The organism is Mucilaginibacter sabulilitoris, assembly GCF_034262375.1.
Taxonomy (GTDB): domain Bacteria; phylum Bacteroidota; class Bacteroidia; order Sphingobacteriales; family Sphingobacteriaceae; genus Mucilaginibacter; species Mucilaginibacter sabulilitoris.
Genome location: NZ_CP139558.1, coordinates 4,734,603 through 4,756,124, shown reverse-complemented (window position 1 = coordinate 4,756,124; position 21,522 = coordinate 4,734,603). Strand labels below are relative to the sequence as shown.

Annotated in this window: 23 protein-coding genes; all 23 read right to left on the bottom strand. The window is 44.8% G+C overall.

Features of this window, described 5'->3' with window-relative positions:
• Entirely contained in the window at window positions 1–1,134 is a 1,134-nt protein-coding gene (locus SNE25_RS20295) for an XrtY-associated glycosyltransferase XYAG1 (RefSeq protein WP_321560828.1), read from the bottom strand.
• Window positions 1,131–2,537, bottom strand: a complete 1,407-nt coding sequence (locus tag SNE25_RS20290) for an exosortase Y-associated Wzy-like protein (protein ID WP_321560827.1) — start codon at window positions 2,535–2,537, stop codon at window positions 1,131–1,133. Before SNE25_RS20290 ends, SNE25_RS20295 begins: the two co-directional genes overlap by 4 nt.
• Entirely contained in the window at window positions 2,527–3,687 is a 1,161-nt protein-coding gene (locus SNE25_RS20285) for a glycosyltransferase family 4 protein (RefSeq protein WP_321560826.1), read from the bottom strand. The genes SNE25_RS20290 and SNE25_RS20285 overlap by 11 nt, the downstream gene beginning before the upstream one ends.
• Complete coding sequence (locus SNE25_RS20280) at window positions 3,678–4,949, bottom strand: glycosyltransferase family protein (RefSeq protein WP_321560825.1); 1,272 nt, start codon at window positions 4,947–4,949, stop codon at window positions 3,678–3,680. The genes SNE25_RS20285 and SNE25_RS20280 overlap by 10 nt, the downstream gene beginning before the upstream one ends.
• A gap of 3 nt (window positions 4,950–4,952) precedes the next feature.
• Window positions 4,953–5,705, bottom strand: coding sequence for a hypothetical protein (locus SNE25_RS20275; protein WP_321560824.1), 753 nt, complete (start codon window positions 5,703–5,705; stop codon window positions 4,953–4,955).
• Window positions 5,690–6,646, bottom strand: coding sequence for a hypothetical protein (locus SNE25_RS20270; protein ID WP_321560823.1), 957 nt, complete (start codon window positions 6,644–6,646; stop codon window positions 5,690–5,692). The genes SNE25_RS20275 and SNE25_RS20270 overlap by 16 nt, the downstream gene beginning before the upstream one ends.
• A complete protein-coding gene (locus SNE25_RS20265; RefSeq protein WP_321560822.1) occupies window positions 6,633–7,637 on the bottom strand; it encodes a glycosyltransferase in 1,005 nt (334 codons plus the stop codon). Before SNE25_RS20265 ends, SNE25_RS20270 begins: the two co-directional genes overlap by 14 nt.
• Window positions 7,638–7,840: 203 nt before the next feature.
• The gene (locus tag SNE25_RS20260; RefSeq protein WP_321560821.1) at window positions 7,841–8,818 is read right to left on the bottom strand and encodes a glycosyltransferase family 2 protein; all 978 of its coding nucleotides are present in this window, start codon (window positions 8,816–8,818) and stop codon (window positions 7,841–7,843) included.
• Entirely contained in the window at window positions 8,805–9,608 is an 804-nt protein-coding gene (locus tag SNE25_RS20255; protein ID WP_321560820.1) for a glycosyltransferase, read from the bottom strand. The genes SNE25_RS20260 and SNE25_RS20255 overlap by 14 nt, the downstream gene beginning before the upstream one ends.
• A complete protein-coding gene (locus SNE25_RS20250; protein WP_321560819.1) occupies window positions 9,593–10,528 on the bottom strand; it encodes a hypothetical protein in 936 nt (311 codons plus the stop codon). The genes SNE25_RS20255 and SNE25_RS20250 overlap by 16 nt, the downstream gene beginning before the upstream one ends.
• Window positions 10,525–11,565, bottom strand: a complete 1,041-nt coding sequence (locus SNE25_RS20245) for an acyltransferase family protein (RefSeq protein WP_321560818.1) — start codon at window positions 11,563–11,565, stop codon at window positions 10,525–10,527. The genes SNE25_RS20250 and SNE25_RS20245 overlap by 4 nt, the downstream gene beginning before the upstream one ends.
• Complete coding sequence (locus tag SNE25_RS20240) at window positions 11,562–12,419, bottom strand: hypothetical protein (RefSeq protein WP_321560817.1); 858 nt, start codon at window positions 12,417–12,419, stop codon at window positions 11,562–11,564. Before SNE25_RS20240 ends, SNE25_RS20245 begins: the two co-directional genes overlap by 4 nt.
• A 21-nt stretch (window positions 12,420–12,440) precedes the next feature.
• Window positions 12,441–13,349, bottom strand: a complete 909-nt coding sequence (locus tag SNE25_RS20235; protein ID WP_321560816.1) for a glycosyltransferase — start codon at window positions 13,347–13,349, stop codon at window positions 12,441–12,443.
• Complete coding sequence (locus SNE25_RS20230; RefSeq protein WP_321560815.1) at window positions 13,342–13,896, bottom strand: acyltransferase; 555 nt, start codon at window positions 13,894–13,896, stop codon at window positions 13,342–13,344. The genes SNE25_RS20235 and SNE25_RS20230 overlap by 8 nt, the downstream gene beginning before the upstream one ends.
• 10 nt (window positions 13,897–13,906) lie before the next feature.
• Entirely contained in the window at window positions 13,907–14,596 is a 690-nt protein-coding gene (locus SNE25_RS20225) for a class I SAM-dependent methyltransferase (RefSeq protein WP_321560814.1), read from the bottom strand.
• Window positions 14,597–14,612: 16 nt separating this feature from the next.
• Window positions 14,613–15,521 (bottom strand): glycosyltransferase family 2 protein, encoded by a 909-nt coding sequence (locus tag SNE25_RS20220; protein ID WP_321560813.1) that lies wholly within the window; start codon window positions 15,519–15,521, stop codon window positions 14,613–14,615.
• 6 nt (window positions 15,522–15,527) lie between these two features.
• The gene (locus SNE25_RS20215) at window positions 15,528–16,496 is read right to left on the bottom strand and encodes a class I SAM-dependent methyltransferase (RefSeq protein WP_321560812.1); all 969 of its coding nucleotides are present in this window, start codon (window positions 16,494–16,496) and stop codon (window positions 15,528–15,530) included.
• Window positions 16,465–17,418 carry a glycosyltransferase family 2 protein gene (locus SNE25_RS20210; protein WP_321560811.1) on the bottom strand — a complete coding sequence of 318 codons (954 nt, stop codon included), beginning with the start codon at window positions 17,416–17,418 and terminating at the stop codon, window positions 16,465–16,467. Before SNE25_RS20210 ends, SNE25_RS20215 begins: the two co-directional genes overlap by 32 nt.
• Window positions 17,408–18,166 (bottom strand): class I SAM-dependent methyltransferase, encoded by a 759-nt coding sequence (locus tag SNE25_RS20205; RefSeq protein ID WP_321560810.1) that lies wholly within the window; start codon window positions 18,164–18,166, stop codon window positions 17,408–17,410. The genes SNE25_RS20210 and SNE25_RS20205 overlap by 11 nt, the downstream gene beginning before the upstream one ends.
• A gap of 36 nt (window positions 18,167–18,202) precedes the next feature.
• Window positions 18,203–18,970: a DUF5672 family protein gene (locus SNE25_RS20200; RefSeq protein WP_321560809.1), complete on the bottom strand. Its 768-nt coding sequence runs from the start codon at window positions 18,968–18,970 to the stop codon at window positions 18,203–18,205.
• Between the two features lie 13 nt (window positions 18,971–18,983).
• The gene (locus SNE25_RS20195; RefSeq protein ID WP_321560808.1) at window positions 18,984–19,799 is read right to left on the bottom strand and encodes an FkbM family methyltransferase; all 816 of its coding nucleotides are present in this window, start codon (window positions 19,797–19,799) and stop codon (window positions 18,984–18,986) included.
• Complete coding sequence (locus SNE25_RS20190; protein ID WP_321560807.1) at window positions 19,745–20,692, bottom strand: nucleotide-diphospho-sugar transferase; 948 nt, start codon at window positions 20,690–20,692, stop codon at window positions 19,745–19,747. Before SNE25_RS20190 ends, SNE25_RS20195 begins: the two co-directional genes overlap by 55 nt.
• Window positions 20,693–20,706: 14 nt before the next feature.
• Entirely contained in the window at window positions 20,707–21,522 is an 816-nt protein-coding gene (locus SNE25_RS20185) for a glycosyltransferase family 2 protein (RefSeq protein WP_321560806.1), read from the bottom strand.

Here is a 21,522-nt window from a genome sequence, read left to right as displayed (position 1 = left end):
TTAACCGGTTATGCTGCCATACAAGGCAATATATTGTTTAAGCAGTTTGTCATTATCAAAGTCGGCAAGGATTTTTGCCGGCGCGATTTCGCGGATACGGTTTAACTGGTCATGTTCATTATAGATATCATTTAATTTGGCGCTGATATCAGCTGGATTAAGCTCGCAATCCCAGCCTAAATTGTTTTTTGTAACATAGCCGGATAAACCTACTGCTTTACTAAGCAATACCGCGGTACCCTGGCTCAAACTTTCAATGACCACGTTCCCAAAATTTTCGTCGTGAGATGTCAACACCAAAAGATCGTGTTGCTGCAGCAACTCAAATTTTTGTTCATTTTGAAAACCTATCCAGTTGATACGGTCTTCTACCTGCTTTTCTTTGGCCAGCGTTTTTAACTGGTTCACATAATTTTTATCCCCGTCGCCCGCCACTGTAAGTGTATAGGGAAAAGTTAATTCAGGTAGTGAACCGATCAAAATATCCAACCCTTTTTTTTCCTCAATGCGGGAAAAAAAAATTAACCGTAGCGAGGTTGATGACGCTTTGAAAAAAGGAACTTCTAATGCGTTGAATTTTACAAAATTTGATATACAGGTAATACTTTTTGGCCGGACGACGCTGCTAATAGCTTCATTTTCCCGCTCAGAGGTGACATGGAAGTGACATTTATTTAAAAACGGTTTACCAAGTAAATAATGGATAAATAATTTGATCCCTTTGTTTTTATTTTGAAAGGAATAAGGGCTTAAAGTACCCCTGGCGGATATCAGCACGGGTACCCCGCGCCAAACCGCTATGATACAGGACAGAACCGATACTAAATTCCACCAGGCATGGATATGGACTACATGGTGCTTCTTTGCATTTTTCCATACGGCTTTCAGCAACGCCGGTGAAAAATGACTATGATCCTTGGTAAGGCGTTTAAAATAAGTAACCGGTACACCATCAACCAAAACGGTTGCTCCCGGTACCACATTAAGTTCATTTGCTCCGTTGGCTGTAGTGGTGAATACAGTTACCTGGCAATCGTCCCCGGACAATTGCCCGCTGAGCATTGATACGGACATGGTTGGCCCACCATAAATAAAGGCAGGCTTGTAAGAAGCTGATATTTGCAATATTTTCAAACTTCCTTTAAGATATGAACGGCGATTAATATTTTGTGAATGACAAGCATGCTGATGTAGCTCCAGAATACCGTGTTAATGAGGAACTCGAAACTGATCCCCCGCCACATAATTTGAAATAACCCGGAAAATATAAGGGCCGTCCCTAAAATGTACCCGCCAAAGAGTTGCTCTGCTTTTATGGAGAGCAATTGGGCCACGGCTCCGTAAGCAAATAAAAAAATAAAGACACCCAGTGTTCCGTAAGATAAGTAAGCATCAACAATAAATGCGGGTTTTGCTGAAACAACCGCCGCCCGGTTAATTACCCCCGCGTTGTATACCCGCTCCATGATCATTTCTTCTGTACTTGGTTTTGACGGCCAGAATATTCGTGGAATGATGGCCATTCCGGATTGACGGATCAATGCTAACCCGTAATAATCAATTTGTTTTGGTGTGGATTGGGTAAATTTGATAAACATGTCAATTTCGCTTAGCCGATAGGTCAAAAACCCCCAGTTGCTGTCGTCTTCATCCGAATTGCTGTTCAAAGTGGCATCCAGGGCTATTTGACTGGCCTCTTTTACATTTGTATCGCCGGCCCAGGCATTTTGCCTGAAAATGCGGTTATAGGTAGGTAAAAACATAAACAGCAAAAGGAGTACCGGGATAAAAACGCCCGCGACCAGTTTTTTGTAATTGGGATACAAAAACACGCCCAGTACCAGTACGCTGATGATAATAGGCTCCTTAAATCCGGATATCAGGGCCTGGTAAAAATTGAATACATAAAAGCTGATGCATATCAAGGTGTTCCCGGTTTTTTTTAGCGGGAGCGCAAAGGCCAGCGCCAGTGTACCTGCCATAAAACTCAGGGTGTTCAGCTGGTAATAGAACTGCGACAGCCCGGGGATCTTTAAAAATAATATAGAAACGGGAAAGCTGATAATCGCAAACATCATGAGCAGATTGGCCAGGCCTTGTTTTTCTACATAATATTTCGATTTAACGGGGTAATCCATAAAAATCAGGATGCCGGATACAAAAGCCGCATGACCCAGGCAATAATAACGCTGACATAAGGCGGTTTGCCGCAATCTTTCCTGATCGATTAAAAGATGGCTTACTTTTTCAAAATTTTCATAACCTAAAACATCCATAAAATAAAATATGGATGTTGATGCCATGTAACCTGCAAAAATGATTTGTACCAGGAATACAGGACGCATTAACTGCTCGGCAATACTTCTATCGTCAGGGATAGGCTTAATCCATCCGCTAAGGGTCAGGTAAAATATCAGGAATGACCCCAGCCAGGCGATCATATAGGATAGTTCATCATCATTTTTCAATAGCAGGGCAAGCAGCCATGGTATAAATAATACGATATAACGTTCAATCGCAGGTTTACTACTTTGCACTTTTTTTATTGATGTTTTTTGTAATTGCGGCCACTTGCTGGTCAAAGCTCCATTCGGCTATCTTATTTTTCGCGTTGATACCTAATGTTTTTAGGCCACCCTTGTTTTTTAATAATATTCCAAGCTTTTCGGTAATATCGAATAAATTTTCTGTTTTGAAAACTTCCCCTGTAATGCCGGGAATAACCAGATCAGTTTGACACCCAACCCGGTCAGACACCAACACCGGCTTACCGGAAGCCATCGCCTCGTTTACAGCAAGCCCCCATGTTTCGCCCGGTCCTTTGGATGGTAAACAAAACAAGTCGCAAGCCTGGTATATGGCTGGCATGGCAGATTGGTTCTGAAAGTCAAGAAAATAAATATTTTTGATTTTATCTGCTTTCGCTTTTAACGACTTTTCCAGACGCCCGTTACCCACCAACAATAAATGGGAAGACTGCAGGCTCAATGAACAAAAAGCGTCGATCAATAAATTCGGAGATTTTTTTTCTTCAAATTTTCCCGCAAATAAAACAAGCAATTCATCAGAAGGAATACCAAGAGTTTGCCTTAATTTTTGCGCTTCGGCTGTTCTATTAACGGCAAATCTGTCATTATCTATAGCATGTGGCGCAAAGCTAAGCTGATTTTCCTTTAATCCGTATTTTTTAAAATAGGCTTTGTTGTTAAGACCTACATAAAAAGCGTGATCAATTTGCCGGTAAACCCATTTTAAATAGATTTTTTTAAGAAGGGTTTTAAAATCATTTCTAACATCGAGTAGCGTGGAATCACCACGGAAATAAACCGGAATCTTATTTTTAAAAAAGCGAATGGTTTTTAAATGAGCATGATAAGCCCATCCATATACTAAAATAGCGTTCGGTTGCCATGTACTTATCTGAGCTATGAGGTCTGGGTTAATGATGCCTTTAAAATGATGCGAGCCGGGGTCGGTTGACGTGTTTTTTACCCATTCATATTCATAACCCTCAAGCAATAGAATATCCCAATCAATATTTTTTCCAAAGTCCGGATCAAATTTTTTGATAGCCTTTTCGCCCCACGTGTAAAAAACTTTGATATCTACATCAACCTGCCGTTGCATTAACTGAAAAACGGGCGCGTAGTATTGTATGGGGTGGGTGGTAATGATGGCTAACCGCATGGAAATAACCTGTCGAAGAACCGGCATTGACTGAGGGTGAGGGCGCGCGCGGAATATTTATTTACTGCTGCTGCATTTTGCTGCTGAACCATGTGATGACCGGCGCTTACGTCGGAAAGGAAGGCATCGATATCCGCATCTTGTACACGCTGATAGTCATATACATGATCCACACCATGTTCCTTCAGTATGGAGATCGCGGGACTCTCCCGGTTGAAAATAGCCAATATTTTTTTTTGTGTCAGTAAGTAAGGATAAATCTTAGAGGCGCTGTATCCCGGGTCGTCTGATCCGGGGATAAACAGCGCATCAGCCTGCAGTAACGTATTTAAGGAATGATAATAATTTATCCGGTCGGTCAGCTCTGTAACTTGTTTGTCAACACCATATATCCGGGCCAGCGGCATGATACTTGGTTTACCCTGACCGGCAGGCGCGTAACTGGTGCCGATGAAATAGAATTTTAACCGGTCATATCCGGTTTTATTTTCATCTATTCCCCGTTTCAGTACTTTAAAAACGGCACTTATGGCGGCGTGCATATCCGTACCACCGCGTCCGGTGTACACGATATTCGTGTAACGATCATCTAATAATTTTCTGAACCTGCCTTTGTATTGTTCAGCAATGACCATGTCAGGGTCAAAAGCGCCAAATGTAATAGTTGCTGACGGCACCTGCTCAAGGACAGGGTACCGGGCTTTGAGGTCTTTAATATAACTTTCAGAAACGCTGATCAAACCGGATACCTGCTCCATGGCCAGCGGTTCGAGATATTTATTCAGGCGGTAGGAAAACCAGTATTTTGGCGGCCTTTTTGCTTTGTCCCGATAATAATCGGAGTGCCACGGATCCTGCATATCGATGACATAGGGTACCCTGTATTTTTTCTTCCAGTGGGGGCCTAAAATACATACAGGGAATTGTGTAGTTGAAAAATAGATAAGATCATAGTGTTTGCTTTCCAAAAGCCGGTCCACCTTTTTCTGATAAAACCAAAGCGATCTGATGGCAATGCTCCCCAGTCCGAATTTACTTGTCCATGCTTTCCGGAATGCTTTAACTTTATGGACTTTGATAGCATCGGGTACGCTTAAAGACAATAAGTTATCCATGTTCATGTCCGTATAGCATTCGTCGACCACCACTATTTCCGCATTCCAGTTACCTTCAGCAAAATAAGGAATGCTTGTCCTTACCCTTTGCATGTCGGCGGCATTGACCGGTGGAAAATATGGCGAAATGATCAGCAGGTTTTTCAAAAGCTATCGATGAATGTGTGAAAAGAATCTGGGGTAAACGCCCATCGTCATGTGCAGGCCGAAGCAACTGTTTATCAGTTTTCTGTTAACGCCGGACGGTAATAACAGCGAGATATAATATCCCAGGCGGTAACACTTTTTATTCGCCCAGGTTTCCCAGCCCTCGCCCCTGCCATAAAAGTCGACCACGGCCTGATAATTCCACCTCCAATCCAGTTTGTAGACGGCGTTTTCTTTAAAAACTACGTCATTTAACGCTGCCTGGTCATGTGGCCCCCAAATTCCCCGATTACTCCCGTCCCAGCAACTATAAGGGTACTCGCCGTTCCGGAAGGCTTGTTCCAGAAGATGTAATGCTTCGGAGCCGGCAACAATAAAGCCGGTATTCGCAGTCCATTGAACGTGTTTAGCCTGGGTGCAGGACTGATTGGCATCAGGCACCAGGCCAATCAGCCCCTCCGGTACATCTTCCATGGCCGGGGCGTCGGTCTTCAGCAGGATGTCATCATCAACAATGATATATCGTTTAAATCCGGGAGCCGCACGGTGGGCAATGAGTTTGTTGAAGTGCGGCGCCATAGGAGAATCGCTGATACTTTTGGTGATAAGCATCGCCTGGTAACCATGACGATTTGCCCAATGGTGCATTCTTTGATAAGTACAATTAGTCAGATGACTTCTTTTACCTATCGATATCATCAATACGATGGTATCTTTCCGGTTCCGATCAACCGGTACTTTTAGTTTTTCCACCATCGGTTCCGTATCAGATTTGTTCTCGCCTCGCCCCAGTCACAGACCTCATCGATGAGGTCGTAAAACCCGTTTTGGTTTTCAGGCAGCTGGTTAAGTTCGACAAGTTTAACAACGCTTTGTAGTTGTTCATAGAATGCTTTGGTACGATAGGGGGGATGCAAAGACCACAGTCCGCTACCGGAGCCTAAGAAATCAATTCTTGTGCGGTTGTGTTTTTTCATAAACGCCGATATAATGTGTTCCGGCAAATCAGCATTGGGGTTTCCCTGTACCATGGCCTTGAGCTGATCACGCAGGCCGGGTTTGTTTATTGTTAATTTTTGCTGCCTGAACGCGACTTTGTTTAGCAGAAATAAGCGGGTGCTCATGCCATTGAACTGATATTTATAATCGCCTATCTTAATTGCTCCCGGCTGCCCGATCAGCACGCCCCGGGGGTGTGGCGGGCCGGGAAGAGGGGAGATGGTAAAGCAGCGGGGATCAGCATCGAAAATCGAGCGCGCCTCCGTTATCCATTTCTGGCTTGACCCACCTAAAAGAATGTCGGAGTCCAGGTGAAAAACCAAATCATGCGTTGTGCTGTACAGGCCAAAAAAATAAGCGTAAAAAGGACCTCCCCTGAAATCCTTGCCGGGCATATCACTGTTATTGAAAAAGAAATTTGAAATTGCTGCTTTTACTTTTTCGTTATAATCTACAGGAATTATCCTGACATTAAAAAATGGCTTGATTTCGAAATGAAGAAAATCCTCAAAAATCTCGCTGTACTCCTGCCAGCCCGCTGCAAAGCGGCCTTTTGAGGGTTTCGTATCGATGGTAAGGATAATCTCATCTACCTGAGCCGACAATGTCTTAAGCTGGTGAGGCAATATATGCCTGACGTGTGGGTAATCGCCGGGAAAGAGATTAATTTGCAGGCTGACTTCTTTAGCGGAGCGCATGACCGATGATATCTGTTAGTTTTTTTGCTTCTGTTTCCCACTCGAAATGTAACCGGTAGGTTTCTATAATTTCGTTTCTGGGCGCCATCAGTTTATTATCTTTTAGCTTTTTCCCTAAATTGTCGAGTATGGTAACAAGCCCCTCCTGGTTATCCTGGTCATATACAAAAGTGAATTTTGGGTTTTTACGCGCGATCTCCATTTGCCCCGCGGTGTTGGATGCGATCACCGGTAAGCCGGCTGACATATAATGAAAGATTTTATTTGAAATGGTTAAGTTTTTATTAGGCGGGCTTGTTGGTTCCAGCGCCAGTCCCAGGTCGTAATTGCCAAGATCATCCATAAGCTCATGGTTGCTTAACATAGGCAAGAATATCAGCCTGTCCTTCATCGTAACGTTATTGGCCAAGAGCCGCTGATAGGCAGGCGATATATTGCCACGTAAGTTCAGCTGCCAGCTGAATCTGCTTTTGGACATCGCTTTTATGAAAAACTCCAGCCCCCGCCCCGGTCCGATGGTTTGTGAGAACCAGTATAAACGCGGTAATGTTCCCGATGGGGCAACCGGCTGTCGGAGCTGAGCCGCGGAGAAAGAATTGTAGATCACAGCCGGCCTGACCACCGCATGATAACTTGCCTGTATTCCCTTTGCCATGGCCTCAGAAGTTGTATAGCAAATACCGTTTTCCAGCGCACCCCTTTCTGCCTTTTTCAAAAGTTTTATCGGTCTCGATTCGCGGTCCCGGGGTAACAAATCCTCTGAATACCAGTCTTCCAGATCGAAAGCTACCCGGTATCCCAACTGCAGCAACTGGTTGCCGACGACTGTAGCGAGCTCCTGGTGACATATATAGAGGTCCGCCCGGAGACTGATGCACTGTCGCAGCAGCCGATCCGGGGTGTATCCCAGGCTGTATTTACTATTTATATGAAAAACTTCCTGAAGTTTGAAGGCTGCTTTGCGAATAAACCGGGCCCATAGCGATCGCATGTTGCGGTAGATTAAATTACTATAGCGCTCATAGCGGATGCCGGTGCCCCGTAGTAAGAGGAGATCCTCGTCTAACAAGGTATTTGAATATACGGCGGTGAGGACCGTAACCCCATATCCGGCCCTGCTTAACGCTAATGCTTCTTTTAGAACCCGTGGATTGCGGCAAAGGTGGGATTGGGACACAATAACGATGTTGTTTTTCACCTGGCCAGTTTCGATTTAAGTTGTTTGGTTAATTTCCACCCGACCAAAGCCGCTAAATAGCGGGTATATCCTCCGCAGGGGAACGCCAGTGTGGCCCCTCCCAATTCGTCAACCTTCTCCTGCGCAAGGCGGGTGATCTCCGTTTCATCCGGGTACAGCTCATAAATTAAACCCTGCCAGAGATTTGCACAGCTTTGCCTCACCAGGCCCTCATGACTGAAATGTTTCAAAGCCATTTCGGTCGCCTGTGCCAGCGCAGTGAAAGATGACTGATAAGCCGCCCGGCTTTTTTTCCCTGACAGGCCGCCTATACCGGACCGGTAGTGAAAAAGGGCCTCTGCATTAAAGATTATCTTGTCCGCATTTAAAAATATTCTTGTAAAGAATTCAAGGTCATCGTTAAGGCTAAGCTCCGGATTCCATAACCCCGCTTTTTTTATTAATGCAGCGGGGATAAGGGCTCTGCCCGGGTTTGTCATCGGGTTGCAGTTATACCAATAAAGGTTGACCCACTCTCTGAAGGTCATCGCTGTACCAGGTAAATGATCTCGTTTCAGGGATTTCAGATCCTCCTGGTAAAATCTCCCCCAGGCGGCCATGACGACATCGTTTTTTGTGCCCCTGATGTATCGGGCTTGTAAAGAAATGAAATCCGGTCCGACATAGTCGTCAGCATCAAAGAAAATAACATACGCTCCATGAGCAAAACCGTACGCCGTATTTCTCGCGTTAGCTGCTCCCTTGTTAATCCCATCGATTATCGTAAGCCTCCTGTCCTTTATGGCCCTGACTTTTGTTAACGTATCATCCGTTGACCCATCGTTTACTACAATGATTTCGATATTGGTGTAAGTCTGGTCAACCAGGCAGGTCAGCGTTTCGGTTATAAACTTGCCGCAGTTAAAAGCGGGCACACAAACCGAAATCAAGGGATTGTCAGGGACAGGCAAATACTCCGGTTTATTTAATTCCATGTTTACGTTTTAACTGCTCAAACAGGCACGACGCGCTGTACCGGGCGTTTTTGTCAAACCGGCTGCTTCTCCATATCTCGTTCCAAAAATGTACTGCATATGACGCTTTAACTATTCTCCGGCCAGGCATCGTATGAGGCTTCAGAAAGGGTCTGACATATTCTTTGATTTTATCGGCCCGTGTCATTTGATCTAAAATTAATTCCCCGACATATCTCCAGGATATGGGATTAAAATAATGATAGGGTACAATCTGGTCTTCCAGCTGCAGTTCCTTAATTACCGACTGGAATAAAAACGGTCCGGCCGAACCGTATGTCATCTTGCTGATGTCCCCGAGTGACAGCCTGTGAATACAATGGTCCAGGAACGGCGCGTTTTTTGGTACCTTAAAAACGCTGTTATTGGCTAACGAACCATATTCCCCTTCCGTACTGGAGCAAAAAACAATCTCCCGGGCAAAGTCAAATGGCTTTAAACAAACAACATCCATGTCAGTCCACCATCCGCCGTTGCGCTGTAACAGTAATAGTCTGAAATAATCTGCAAAGCCTGCCACTGAACCTTTCCCCCAACCTGTATCAAAGGTGAAGATCTTTTCCTTCGGCAGAATGCTTCCTGCATCGAATATTTGGGTTTTCGGGGGAAGATTACTGACCGTTTCATAGGTATATAGATGAAATTCATGCCCATGATCAAGGAATGATTGTATGCACAGCTGTTCAACTTTGGACAATTCGCCGCCTATCCAAAGTGATTGTATTTTATAATTATTCAGACCGTCTTCCACGCTTGTTTAAAATAAACTTGTTTTGACAGGTCAACATAATGGTGTAATATGCCTTGCGGTATCGTTACGGCTGTCGCCGCCGGGTTGACAATGTATTCATCCGAAGGAAGGACAAGCGACGCATTTTCATTGATAAGCATCGCCGTGAGTGCTTGCTCCAGATAATAGGAAGAACCTTCCGCGCTTTCCATCGAACCTGTCCAGGCGTCTAATTTCGCCCAGTCGATAGTGTTACTGTTTAAACCGATAACACCGACATTGATGAGATCAGGTATGTTCGTTCCGCACAAGGATTCCATGATTGTTTTGGAGTACCCGTATGAGTTTTGGCAGTCCTGCATATAAATAGGCATATGAGCATCTTTTAGCCAGTTGATGATGGCGACAGGCTCCTTCCAAAACAGCATATCGGAATCAAGTACCAGTTTCCATTTTTCACCAGGCAGGGTATGGATATCTGTGAGCTTTTTAATGTGGGGATATATTTTCCGCTTATGGTTCAAATTTGGGAAAGTGTGTTCCGGCAGCAGCTCTTCCAGTTTTTTTTCGATATCAGCTTTTTTAAATAGTTCCGAATTTGGTAACTGCAGCTCAATACGTTTGATGATGCGCGTGTCAAAGCTGCCATCGTCCACTAAAATGAACCGGAACCGGCAGGAAGTAAACTTAGCAAGTGACTGTATACAGAACAAGGTTTGATACAGGTGATTTTTACCGGTCAAAAAGTAAATTGGATAGCCGTCGGCGTATGACCTGACCGGTGACAGTCTGCCGGATGCCCGTTTCATCGCGCCCGCACCCTTCAGCATGGAAAGATAGTTCAGCCATCCGCCAAAACGAGCGTACTTTCTGAGGGCTGAAACCGGGTGCCGGTAAAAAGTATCTATGAGTAATTGTATAAACTGACGGCTCCGGGTCATGTGCCCACGTGATTTGTTTGCATTTTTGTTCGTTTTCTTCCGTAATCTATGCAGGGTTTTTCGACGAATTTAAACATGAAAGCGGCCACCAGCGTGATCAGGAAATACGCGGCAAGGTCAAAGGCCACGGTAAGAAAAGTGCTCCTGACGACAGCCTGGCTTTTATAATAACCTAATATGAAAACGCCTATAGGAACATGGATCAGATAAAGCGAATAGGAATACAGACCAAGTGTCGCCAAAATGTTTTTGGATGGTTTGGAATAATGGCTAAAGGCGATGATCAATATGGTCAGCAGTGCAGCTATGGTATATTCGTTCTTCTGGACCTGGAAATTTTTAATCACTAAGTTATAGGCGTTTATGCCCGAGAATAAGCTCCAGTAAAGCCAATCTGACCTGGTCGCATTGCGAAAGAAAAAAAACAGGCTTATGCCGCAGCAAAATGTCGACCAGTGATCAAAGAAAAACAAATAACCTTCGTTTTGATGGGGCAGCTCCACCGAAATCAGGGAGATGATGATGAGCGCGAATATCCTGTATTTGTTTCTGACTAAAAATAACAGGCTTATTAGGAGATAGAACAGCAGCTCACAAGTCAATGTCCAGTAGACCCAGTTGGTAATTTTGATATGGTTAAATGGCCAGGTGAACAAACTCAGCGTACCTGCGAGCTGTAGGGCGTTTCGGGGAATGTTGGCCACGGAGTTAGTGCCCGTATAAATCTTCTGAAATAACGCCGCAACCAAAACGATGATCAGGCTAACCCAGTAAGCCGGAAAAATCCGGAAAAATCTTTTGCGTAAAAACGCCTGACCATTTTCAGCGCTATCGGCCGAAAGCAAAATGCAGTAGCCGCTGATGACAAAAAAAACGGGTACCCCGAGCCATCCGTATTTTACTACGGAGCGGTACCAGTTGGCGGCAGGAGGGACAAATGTGTTTAAATGGAATACAAACACCATGAACGCGGCGAAAAACCTTAACATATCGATGACCGGGTTATGCTTTTGCGGGTTACTGGCTGATATGTTCATATATGGAAAAAAGCATCCCTCCAGAATAAATGACGGACATTACTGGTATAATGGCGCGCTATTATCTTGTCCACCGGCATAGCCTTTATTTGCTGGTTATCAGCGTTGAAGTTCCTGATTACATTACCGGACCATAAGACGCCCAGTGATCCGCTGGCTATTTGCGCAAAAATGCTCTGCTCGGTACAAAAATCATAATCAGGGTGGATTTTTGCTAACACCTGTTCCAAATCAAACTGTTCGTAGATCCCTTCCCCGGAAACATACAGCACCCCTGCGTTAAATTTATACTGATCATGAAAATTACTCCCCAACAGCCTCAGTACCTGATGGTGGTAAGCTGCCTCAAAGTCCTCCGATCCGCCACATGCCCATCCATCCCGTTTTTGGGGGATAAAGGGCGTAAAATTGTCAAAAAATAATACATCGCTATCGATCCACACCACCGGTGATTGTTCCGCATAACGCAAGATGACCGCCAGTTTCTTGCCGAAAGGGTGGTGATCCGCGTATTCCAGCAATGCATTCCTTTTTTTGCCGGAGTGATAGGCGGCCGTAACACCCCAGTCTTCAATCAGTAATTCGCCCGGCCAGAAACTGATTTTGTTTTTTATTTCAGGAACGGAGATGGTTCCATCCCCCATGACCACTAGCCTGGGCAAGGAATCCCAGGCCTTAATCATTGATAACAAAGACATACTTGACATCGTCAGATAATTCTTCCCCGTCATCATGACGATGGTAGCTGCCGGAAAAACCTTGCGTTCGATCTTCGGCCTGGTTTTGAACTTCACCAAGTGCCGGTAAAAATAGGGAAGGCGATAAGCCAAAGAGCCGGTAACTTTCTCAAACATATTTTTATAATCAGATGGCGCTTACCGGGCCAAACCGTCGTACATCCCGCAAATGCCCCGCCACCTGATATAATTGCTTTTGTTTTGCCAGCTTTTACAGGCTATCCAGGCTTTCATTTTTCGGATCGGAACAGTCCACCGGGGGATTTTTTTCCATGGATTGATCTGATGGCTATCCAATAGCTGCACCCAGGACTTATTGCTGCTGTTAACCAGGTTTGCCATATAGCCCGGTTGCATTCGTTTCCCGGGTATGATGTGCCGCAGTACCAGTTCCGGAAAATAACCAACCTGCCATCCGGATTTAAGAATGTCGACCACCAGGTCATTGTCGCCGCCCGAACTCAAAGCATCCCCTTTCCTGTCCGTGATGATGCTCATGCCGGTGTGGATTTTATTGACGTAGGAGGCGACCGCCGCTTTTCTAACACACATACCTGCGCCAATCGGGGCACAGGCGGGATATGTGTTGTTCCAGGAACTGATCTCGGTGCTGTCCCCCAAATCCCGGACCGCAAGATTTGAATGGAAATCTTTCAGCCAATCCGGCGGTATCTTTTCAAATTCGGGTAATGACTTGCCCCCTGCCGCCCCAAGCATGAGGTTTGAATCGAATAGCTGCCGGGCGCATTGTAAGTAATCTTTATTTAAAACATTATCGTCATCCACCATAATCACCAGATCGCCCTTACTGTGTTCGAAACCCTTAACCCTGGCGTAGGTAAGCCCCGGATCCGGTGATTTAATTAATGTATACTGTGGATGCCAGTTCAGGTTAAGCCGGACATCCGGAACAGAGCCGTTGTCGACAATAATAAGCTCCCATAGGCTTAGATCCAGGGTCTGGTTTTGCAGGGCGTATAATGTTTGATCTAATATTTTTAAATCAGGGTTATAAGTTGGTATGATGACCGATATCAAATTAATCATTTCTGAAATTAATGATCTGCGCGGGAACACCCACTGCAATTGCGTAGGGTGGTAAACTCCTGGTAACCACTGCACCTGCCCCGATAATACACCCATCGCCAATGGTTACGCCGCCGAGAACTTTTGCACCGGCGCCCATCCAGACGTCGTTTCCGATGTTAACCGGAAGCAATACATCTCCCCGGGATCTGATGAGTGTTGCTTTCGCTGGTATAGCATGGTTGGAACTAACAATGCAGCAATGCATGGCGATCAACGTGTTTTTGCCGATTTGGACGCCGCCATGACCGTAAATAACGACATATTCTCCTAAAAAGGTGTTTTCCTGTATGATGATACTCCCGCCATAGGCATTTAAAACCACCCCTTTGGATAGTTCACCGCCCTTACCGACCATTACTTTGCCTTTCTGTCCGTTTGACACGCCCCGGGTCAGCAGCGCCTGGTAGTGTATTTTGCAACGGGACATGATGGCGATTCCCTTGGTACGGTAAAAAAGAATGAGCAGATAATGAACCAGTTTCCTGGTATAGGTCGTGATCAGCATGCGGCGTTAATTAAGGTCTTGCGGCTTCAAATACCATCACTTCAAATTCATTTATTTTTTTGAATCCGGACTGGTCCCTAAAGTCGATTTTCTGAAGCAGGGGGTGTTTGCTTTCTCCCGGCAATACCTGTTCTATGGCAATATAACCCGTTTCTTCCAGTAAATGAACAAGCGTAGACCTGTCATATAAAAATTGGTGCCCCCAGTTTCTGAACGCATTGTTGATGACAAAAACATTTTCGTTATAGGTCACCCCTGGTATAAAATGGCGGACAATGTGATCGACATAGGCACGGGCGTCTTCTTTCTGGTTCGTGTACAGGTCAATGACCGTTTCCAGGTCGGGCGTTGTTATCCTGATTATCCCGCCGGGCTTTAGTACCCGGAAACACTCTTTTAAGAATTCCCTGGCCTTGCAAAAGGTGATATGCTCTAATAAATGTTCTGACGTGATAAAATGAACAGTACCTGCCGGCAGGGGAAGCTGTCTGGTAATATCCATATATACCACATCATCCGAACTTTTACAGATATCCGTATTTAACCAGTCAGCCAAGTAGTTCGGGCCGCAGCCAAACTGGATTTTTTTTATTTCGTTGCGCTTAAAGTAGCTATCGATCTGTTTTTGCTGCCCGGCTTCATCTTCCTGCCAGGGGAGTAAACCCAGAAACTTTTTAAGCCTTTTTTTTAATTGGTACATGGCCATGAGATACGCTTTAAGAATTGGAGCCTGTATAAAGCCTCAGAAGACGGCTGAGGACCAGCGCAGGGATTATTTTGTTAAGGTAATAAAGTATACTGATGTTTCGCGTCGGAATTCCAAGTTGGTAAACCTGGTTTAGGCGAATGATCTTGGATAAACGCCTGTATTGCGCAGTAATGACCAATACTTGCTGAATTTTTTTCAGCTCTTCTTTAAGGATCCCCCGGTCCACCCTTTTTGAATAAAGTTTGAAGTATCCTTCCAAAAATTTCAGCCTGCAGTTCCAGCACCATGTTTGATCCCGGCTGATACCATGATGATGCCGGAGGGAATACGCGAGTATTTCATCAATGACGGCAAATCCGGCTCCGGCGGCGGCCAGCCGAATATGCAAATCGGCGTCTTCCCAACACCTGATGTCCTCGTTGAAACCATTTATTTGTAAAAACACAGATCGTTTACAGAGTGTGTTGATGACACCTAAAGGATGGGCCAGGAAATAGGACAGGGGATCATTGCTTATTTCAACATGATTATACCGCCAGCTGATCATCACCTCACGGGTGACCGCGTCAATCCAGTCGGCCTGGCCCACGATGACATCGCTGCCTGGTTCGGCCGCTTTTTCGGCTGCGAACAATAAAAAACCGAGATTAAATTCATCATCAATATCATGAAAATGTATATAGTCGCCTGTGGCGGCATGGGCCAATCTGTTCCGCGCATATCCCGGACCTTTATTGATATCCCCTTTGATGACCTGGTGACCGCCGGCCAGTAATAACTGCATGGTAGCATCTGTACTGGCATCATCATAAAATATAACCTCGTCGAAGGGTTTGTGCAGCTTCGACAGGTTGCTGAGGAATGACACGACATATTTTTCTGCATTGTAACACGGAACAAGGAGCGAATAGGTCATGGCTGCTTATATCTTTTTGAACCAAAAGCTGTATCCTTCGGTATGATCAGGGCCGCACGCAAAGGTTGTATTTTCAAATGAACGGTTTATCCCGGCTAACGTATCTTTTATGACGGGGGCCGTTTTTGATAAATAATAAGCCGGATAAAGCACCCTGAGACCCCGGAAACCGCCTGATAACAACGCAGCCAGTAGATATTGTTCCGACCATAATTGCTGCGCGACCTTATCGCTGTAGTCATAAGGTAAAAAAATATCGTGAATGTGGATAATTACCCCTGGCGGCAGCGAAGGCAAAAGTTTGAAAAACAGCGTTAACGTGTCATTACCCTGGAAGGTATAATGAGAGCCGTCCATAAATATGATGTCGCCGCTTTTCAGATCAAATACTTCCCGTTCGTTGATATGCTCCAATGGTTGCCGAAAGATCGAGTCCGCGACATTTTCGATTTCCGTCCGGGGAAAGGGGTCTATACAGCAGATCTCGGTCGTCAGTCCGAGCCTGGTTTTAAAAAGCTTCATATACCTGGTTGACATACCCGAACCAATCTCCACGATCTTAGACGGCTTAAAATGCATCATCATGGTTCCAAGTACGGACGCGTCATAGATGCCAAAATAATAGTTATCCAGGTACGGGGTGGTGCTGTGCGTTTCTTTTACAGGTAATTGTATGATCTCCTGAAGCATGACCAGTATGTCAGCCTGAAATCTGCCGGTATCAGCATTGTCAAAAATTTCACTGAATTGTTTTTCGACAGGGGCTGAAAAGGATGCTCTTGATTCTTTTTTATCGTAGTAGATCGGGAAATATAACCTGATCAGATTGACACCAAAACCGGCGATCCCCGCCTGGTCAAACAACAGCCAGGCGTTTGTATCTCGGATAACCGATTTCAATAGCCGGAGCTGTATCCTGAATTTGAGGATATGGAAAATGCTTTTAAGCCCTTTGATGGAAAGTAACTTTTTCAATTAATTTGATAAAGCGGTTGTAGATCTTGTGTAACCATATTTTCCTGGCCCATTGTTGCACGGGGCCGTGATTTTCCGGATGACAGATCAGATCGTGATCATTTTGCCAGGCGTCGGACATTTTAGGATCATATGTTTTTGCCTGCCGGTGTACATGAGCGACAGAAAGGGGGCTTCTTAAAAGCTTTCTGCTATTGCCCCTCACCATACGCAGCCAAAGTTCATAATCCATCGAACACTGTAGCTGTTCGATGACGGGTTGATGGATCCCCGCGCTCCAAAAGCACGAAGGCTGGGCCAGTGTGGGCATTCTTAAAAAGTAATCCAGCACCGGGAGTACTTTGATCATTTCCAGGGTACCTGTATCGGCATGCAGGTTATAAGCATAACCATAGATAAAACTAACTTTGGTTTTGATAAAGGTTTTAATAACGTGGTGGAAAGTCCCTGACAGGTAATAGTCATCGCTGTTAATCCATGCGCGGTAGTGCCCGGACGCCAAACTAAAACCCAGATTGATGGCATTGGCCTGTCCGTCGTCGCTCACACTTTGCCAGTAACTGATCCATGGAGCGTATTTTTCCAGTATTTCCCTTGTGTTATCCGTGCTTCCTCCATCTATGATAATATATTCCAGGTTGGGATAGTTTTGCAAAAGTACAGCTCTTATTGTTTGCTCTATAAAGGCGCCCTGGTTGTAAGACGGCGTCACAATGGTTAATTTAGGCCAGTAGTTATTACCATTATACGTATCAGGGTCGACCTGTGCTGTCCAGGGCCAGCCTGTTTGGTCACCGGAACACCCGGGTAAGTAACCGAGCAGCCCATTTTCTGGCGTCCCGGTGGTTTTCAAAGGGCTGACTATCCCGTCGTTCAAAAAACGGGTCCTGTAGTCATTTAAGTCGGGAAGATTAAAGCGCATGATGATGGTTGCGGGCAGCTGAGTTGACCAGGTGTTGATTCTTTCTGGCTACGATCACATAATTCATCGTGTTGGTGTAATCGGGCACCTTATGATCAAGATAGGAGAACAAACGGTTAATTGTTTTCACACCGCCAAATCCTTTGGCTATCATTCTGATTATTTTACCCTTAAAGCCTCGGATATTGTTCACCGTTGGATATAAGGCATGTATCAGCGCCTGACCAGCTACAGCCCATTTTCCGCCGTTTGAACTGATGGTTACAATTTCGAATCCGGCTTTTTCCAAAATGTACCGAAGACCATGTTTTGTAAAGCGGAAAAAGTCATAGGGCTCCTCGTGAAGTGGCCAGTACATCGGCCCGCTTATGATGAAGTATCCTGAATTATCGAGGACCCGGTATGCTTCATTGACCATTCCCTGGTGATCCTCTAAGTGTTCTATGGTCTGGGTCGAAATAACCGTGTCAAATGAAGAATCACCAACCGGGATATCATTTGCCGGGCACAATATATCCACACAGGCTGTGCTGGACTGTACAATATCACATCCTATATATTCGGTTATCAGCGGGCCGAGTACCTTTTTATAGGGCATATTGCCGCACCCGATATCCAATGTTCTTCCCTTTGCATATCTTCCGAGCTGATCAAACAAGTCGTGATGATAGGTACTGTAATGTAAATAGAGGTTGTTATTCAGATCTATTTCGATCTCACTGAGCCTTTCTAAATGGGTTTCCCTCATAATTTGGTGATTAGGACAAACCGGGTATTATCCGGTTTAATGCTGTTCCATGACCCGTTGCCAGTTTCTTTTGTCATACTTTTCAAAGGCATGGCACCCAAACGGTATGGCGGGGCTGATCTGTTTTAACGACACTTCGGGCAAAACCTCAATGGAAAACAGGAGCGCGGTCTGATCGCCGGGCATCTTGAAAAGCGGATAAAGCAGGTTTCCCCAATACTTAAAAAAAACATCTTCATTATTTTGTCCCCAGCGCAGCACTTTGCTTTTCAACAGCCTGAGCATCCAGTAGCATGTTTTTACCTTTCTCAGGGAAAAGCCACCGTTTCCTACATTCTTTACCTTACGGGTTATTTTAAAGATACCGGAGATAACTTCCAGAAACTTTGCATAGTTTTTCAAAAATTGCATTTCACCTTCCGCGTTTTCAGCAGGCAGGTGAGGCGCCCCGATAAAATCATATCCTTGTATACACCAGTAGCGAAGCTCGTCCTTGAATACCCATGCATCTAACTGGTATACCAGCATGAATTTATAGTTCAGGAATTTTTTATAAAAGGAGGGTGACAACATTAACCGATTATAGCCCGCGATATTTTCAAAGTACTGATCCGCAAAGCGGATAATTTTAAAATCCACCCGGTCCCTGCAGCGCTCTTCATAAGCCTGTGTGTCCAGGCTTTGAGGAGCTATGAAAATGACCGGATAAGCATGCAGGATCTTTATACATTGATCGAGTGAACGCATTTCGGACGCCGCAGGCGCCTGTTTATAAATCGGAATGGCAATGAACACTAACTCCATGCGCTGAGGTATCTTAATTTCTGTAGCAGAATATATTGACCAGCATTTCCATATTTAAAAACAGCTCCCTGTAGATGAACGGAAGCGGTTTATCGGCAGCCTCCTTGATATAATAACGCAATCCCGCACGGGTAATATATTGCAACAGCCGATCCAGTTGTTGTTCCTTGCCGATAAAAGCGTGATATTCCAGGAATAAGTAATCCACTTTTTTTAATTCATCCGCTATGTCCGGAATGACATTTATTTCTTCGCCTTCAATGTCGATTTTTAAAAAGGTTATCCGCGGGTATTGGCGTAAAAAATCTCTGAGCCGGATGGCTTTCACCATTACCGATTTCAATTCATCTGTAGGGGGGGCCAGCATGCCTGAATGGCCACCCTCGGGCCAAAAGCTTAATAAACCATCCCGGTTGGATACCGCTTCATTTTTACAAACGACATCTTTGAACGCGAAAGCGGCTATGTTCTGATTTAAAACCTCATAAATATCAGGATCCGGCTCGAAGGCTACGATACGGGCTCCCGGGAAGTTTAATTGAAAGTAAATAGTTGCCAGTCCGATATTTGCACCGCAGTCAATGATAACCGGGGCCTCCTGTACCGTAGCAAATTTATAGATCTTGTTGATGAATATTTCCGAGTAGGAATGGAGAAATGTCAGGGAATCTACAATACGCAGTTCCTTTTTTAAAAATATAATTTTAGCCGGTTCATATCTTTTCAGGCGTCTCAGCTTTTTCTTCTCACTGTTGGAAAGAAATTGATCCGCTTTCAGCCTTTCTGAAATCTTGCTTTTAATTTTCTTAAACGGTTTATAAATTTCCATAAGGCTTTTTGTTTATTGTGCTCGGCCTGCAGATCAAAATGAAGGTAATGCTGATAATATAAGCTGTCTTTTTTCAGGTCAATACTTTTCATCGGTGTATGGGCCAGTTCCGAAATAGTTTGAAGCCTGACCCGGGTATAAATTGATTCGGAATCGGTGGTATGCGTAGCATTTTCGCCGAAGCCAAGGTTTTGAACCAAATTTGCCGCCGGATTAATAGCTACGCCATTTTTCTTGTAAATGGCAAACATCCACTGGTAATCCCATATATCATTGCCCTTATGGAGCATGTTTGCAAAAAGGGTTTTCCAAAAAATATAGTAAGGACCATAATAATCACTTAGCGCTTCATCTGAGTTAAACCGGTCCCACTCCGCCATGTCATAATCATAATATTGCCATGCCCGTCGCCAGGTTGCCCAGCCCCAGACATGTATATGTCTGGTGAAATAATAGCTTTGCTCCTGATCTGCAGGTAAAAAGTCCTGTAAAAAATAGCAGCCGCTAATGTGCATCACATCAGGTGTATTTTCATAACGTATCAGCATTTCCTGGCAAAAATTAAAGAATGATGGATCGGGTAATATATCGTCCTCTAAGATGATCCCCCGTTCAACATGTTCAAAAAACCAGGAGATGGCGCTGGCCGGCGCGGCGCCACATCCGAGATTTGTGTCGTTAAAAAGCGTATTTACCTCACAATCCCAGTCCAGGTTATTCATGACGATTTCGCGGCATTTTTTGCAGCGTTCGATATCCTCCGTTTTGCCTTCTCTCGGCCCGTCGGCGGCTATGTACAAAGCCGCGGGTTGTAATCTGCGAATTTCGTTAAAAACTTTTTCGGTAGTATCCGGCCGATTAAAAATCAATAACAGAATGGGCGTTTTAAACATATTTATAATAATGCTCAGGTTAGCAGTGAACGAACCTTTAAATTGATGTAAGCTGCTAAACAGATGAGCCTGTCCTTCAGTCCCAGCGGGGAACCGGCGCTTAACGCGGCCCTTTGAATGTATAAACGGGAATTGACAAATGCCCCGCTGAATAAGCGTCTTCGAAAGTATTTAAGTAACATCGCGCCCCTTTCTTTGTGAAATTCATCATCCTGCACGTGCGTGCTGTGCCCGCCAACGTGGAAGTTGGCCACGATGATATCTGCATAAGTAAAAGGAACACGGGCATAACATCTGAGGTTAAAATCGTGATCCGCTCCGGTTATATAGTTCAAATTGTACAAGCCGAATTCGCTGAATATACTTTTATGATAAAAAATTGCCTGGTGACAGATATTGGTGTTGACGATCTTATCCAGGTCATACTTACCGTCAAAAACGACCTCATTAAGGTTCCACTGGTTATGGCCCCGCATCATGACATTGCCATAAATCACCCTGGACCCTCCGCTAAGCATGATGCGGTTAACCTCCTCAAGGACATCGGAACCATACAATTCGTCGTCGGCCCCCAAAAAATATAACCAGTCTCCTTTGCAATATGCTATTCCTTTGTTCATCGCATCGTAGATCCCTTTGTCCTGTTCAGAAATTAAATGGATACCGGCATAGCGGGACTGAAACCTTTTGACAATATCCAGGGTATGGTCTGTAGAAATTCCGTCAATCAGCCACACCTCCATGTCGGAGAACGTTTGATTAACGATGCTGGATAAGCACCGTTCTAAGGTATGAGCTGCATTATAAGTGGGAATGATGATGGAGATCAT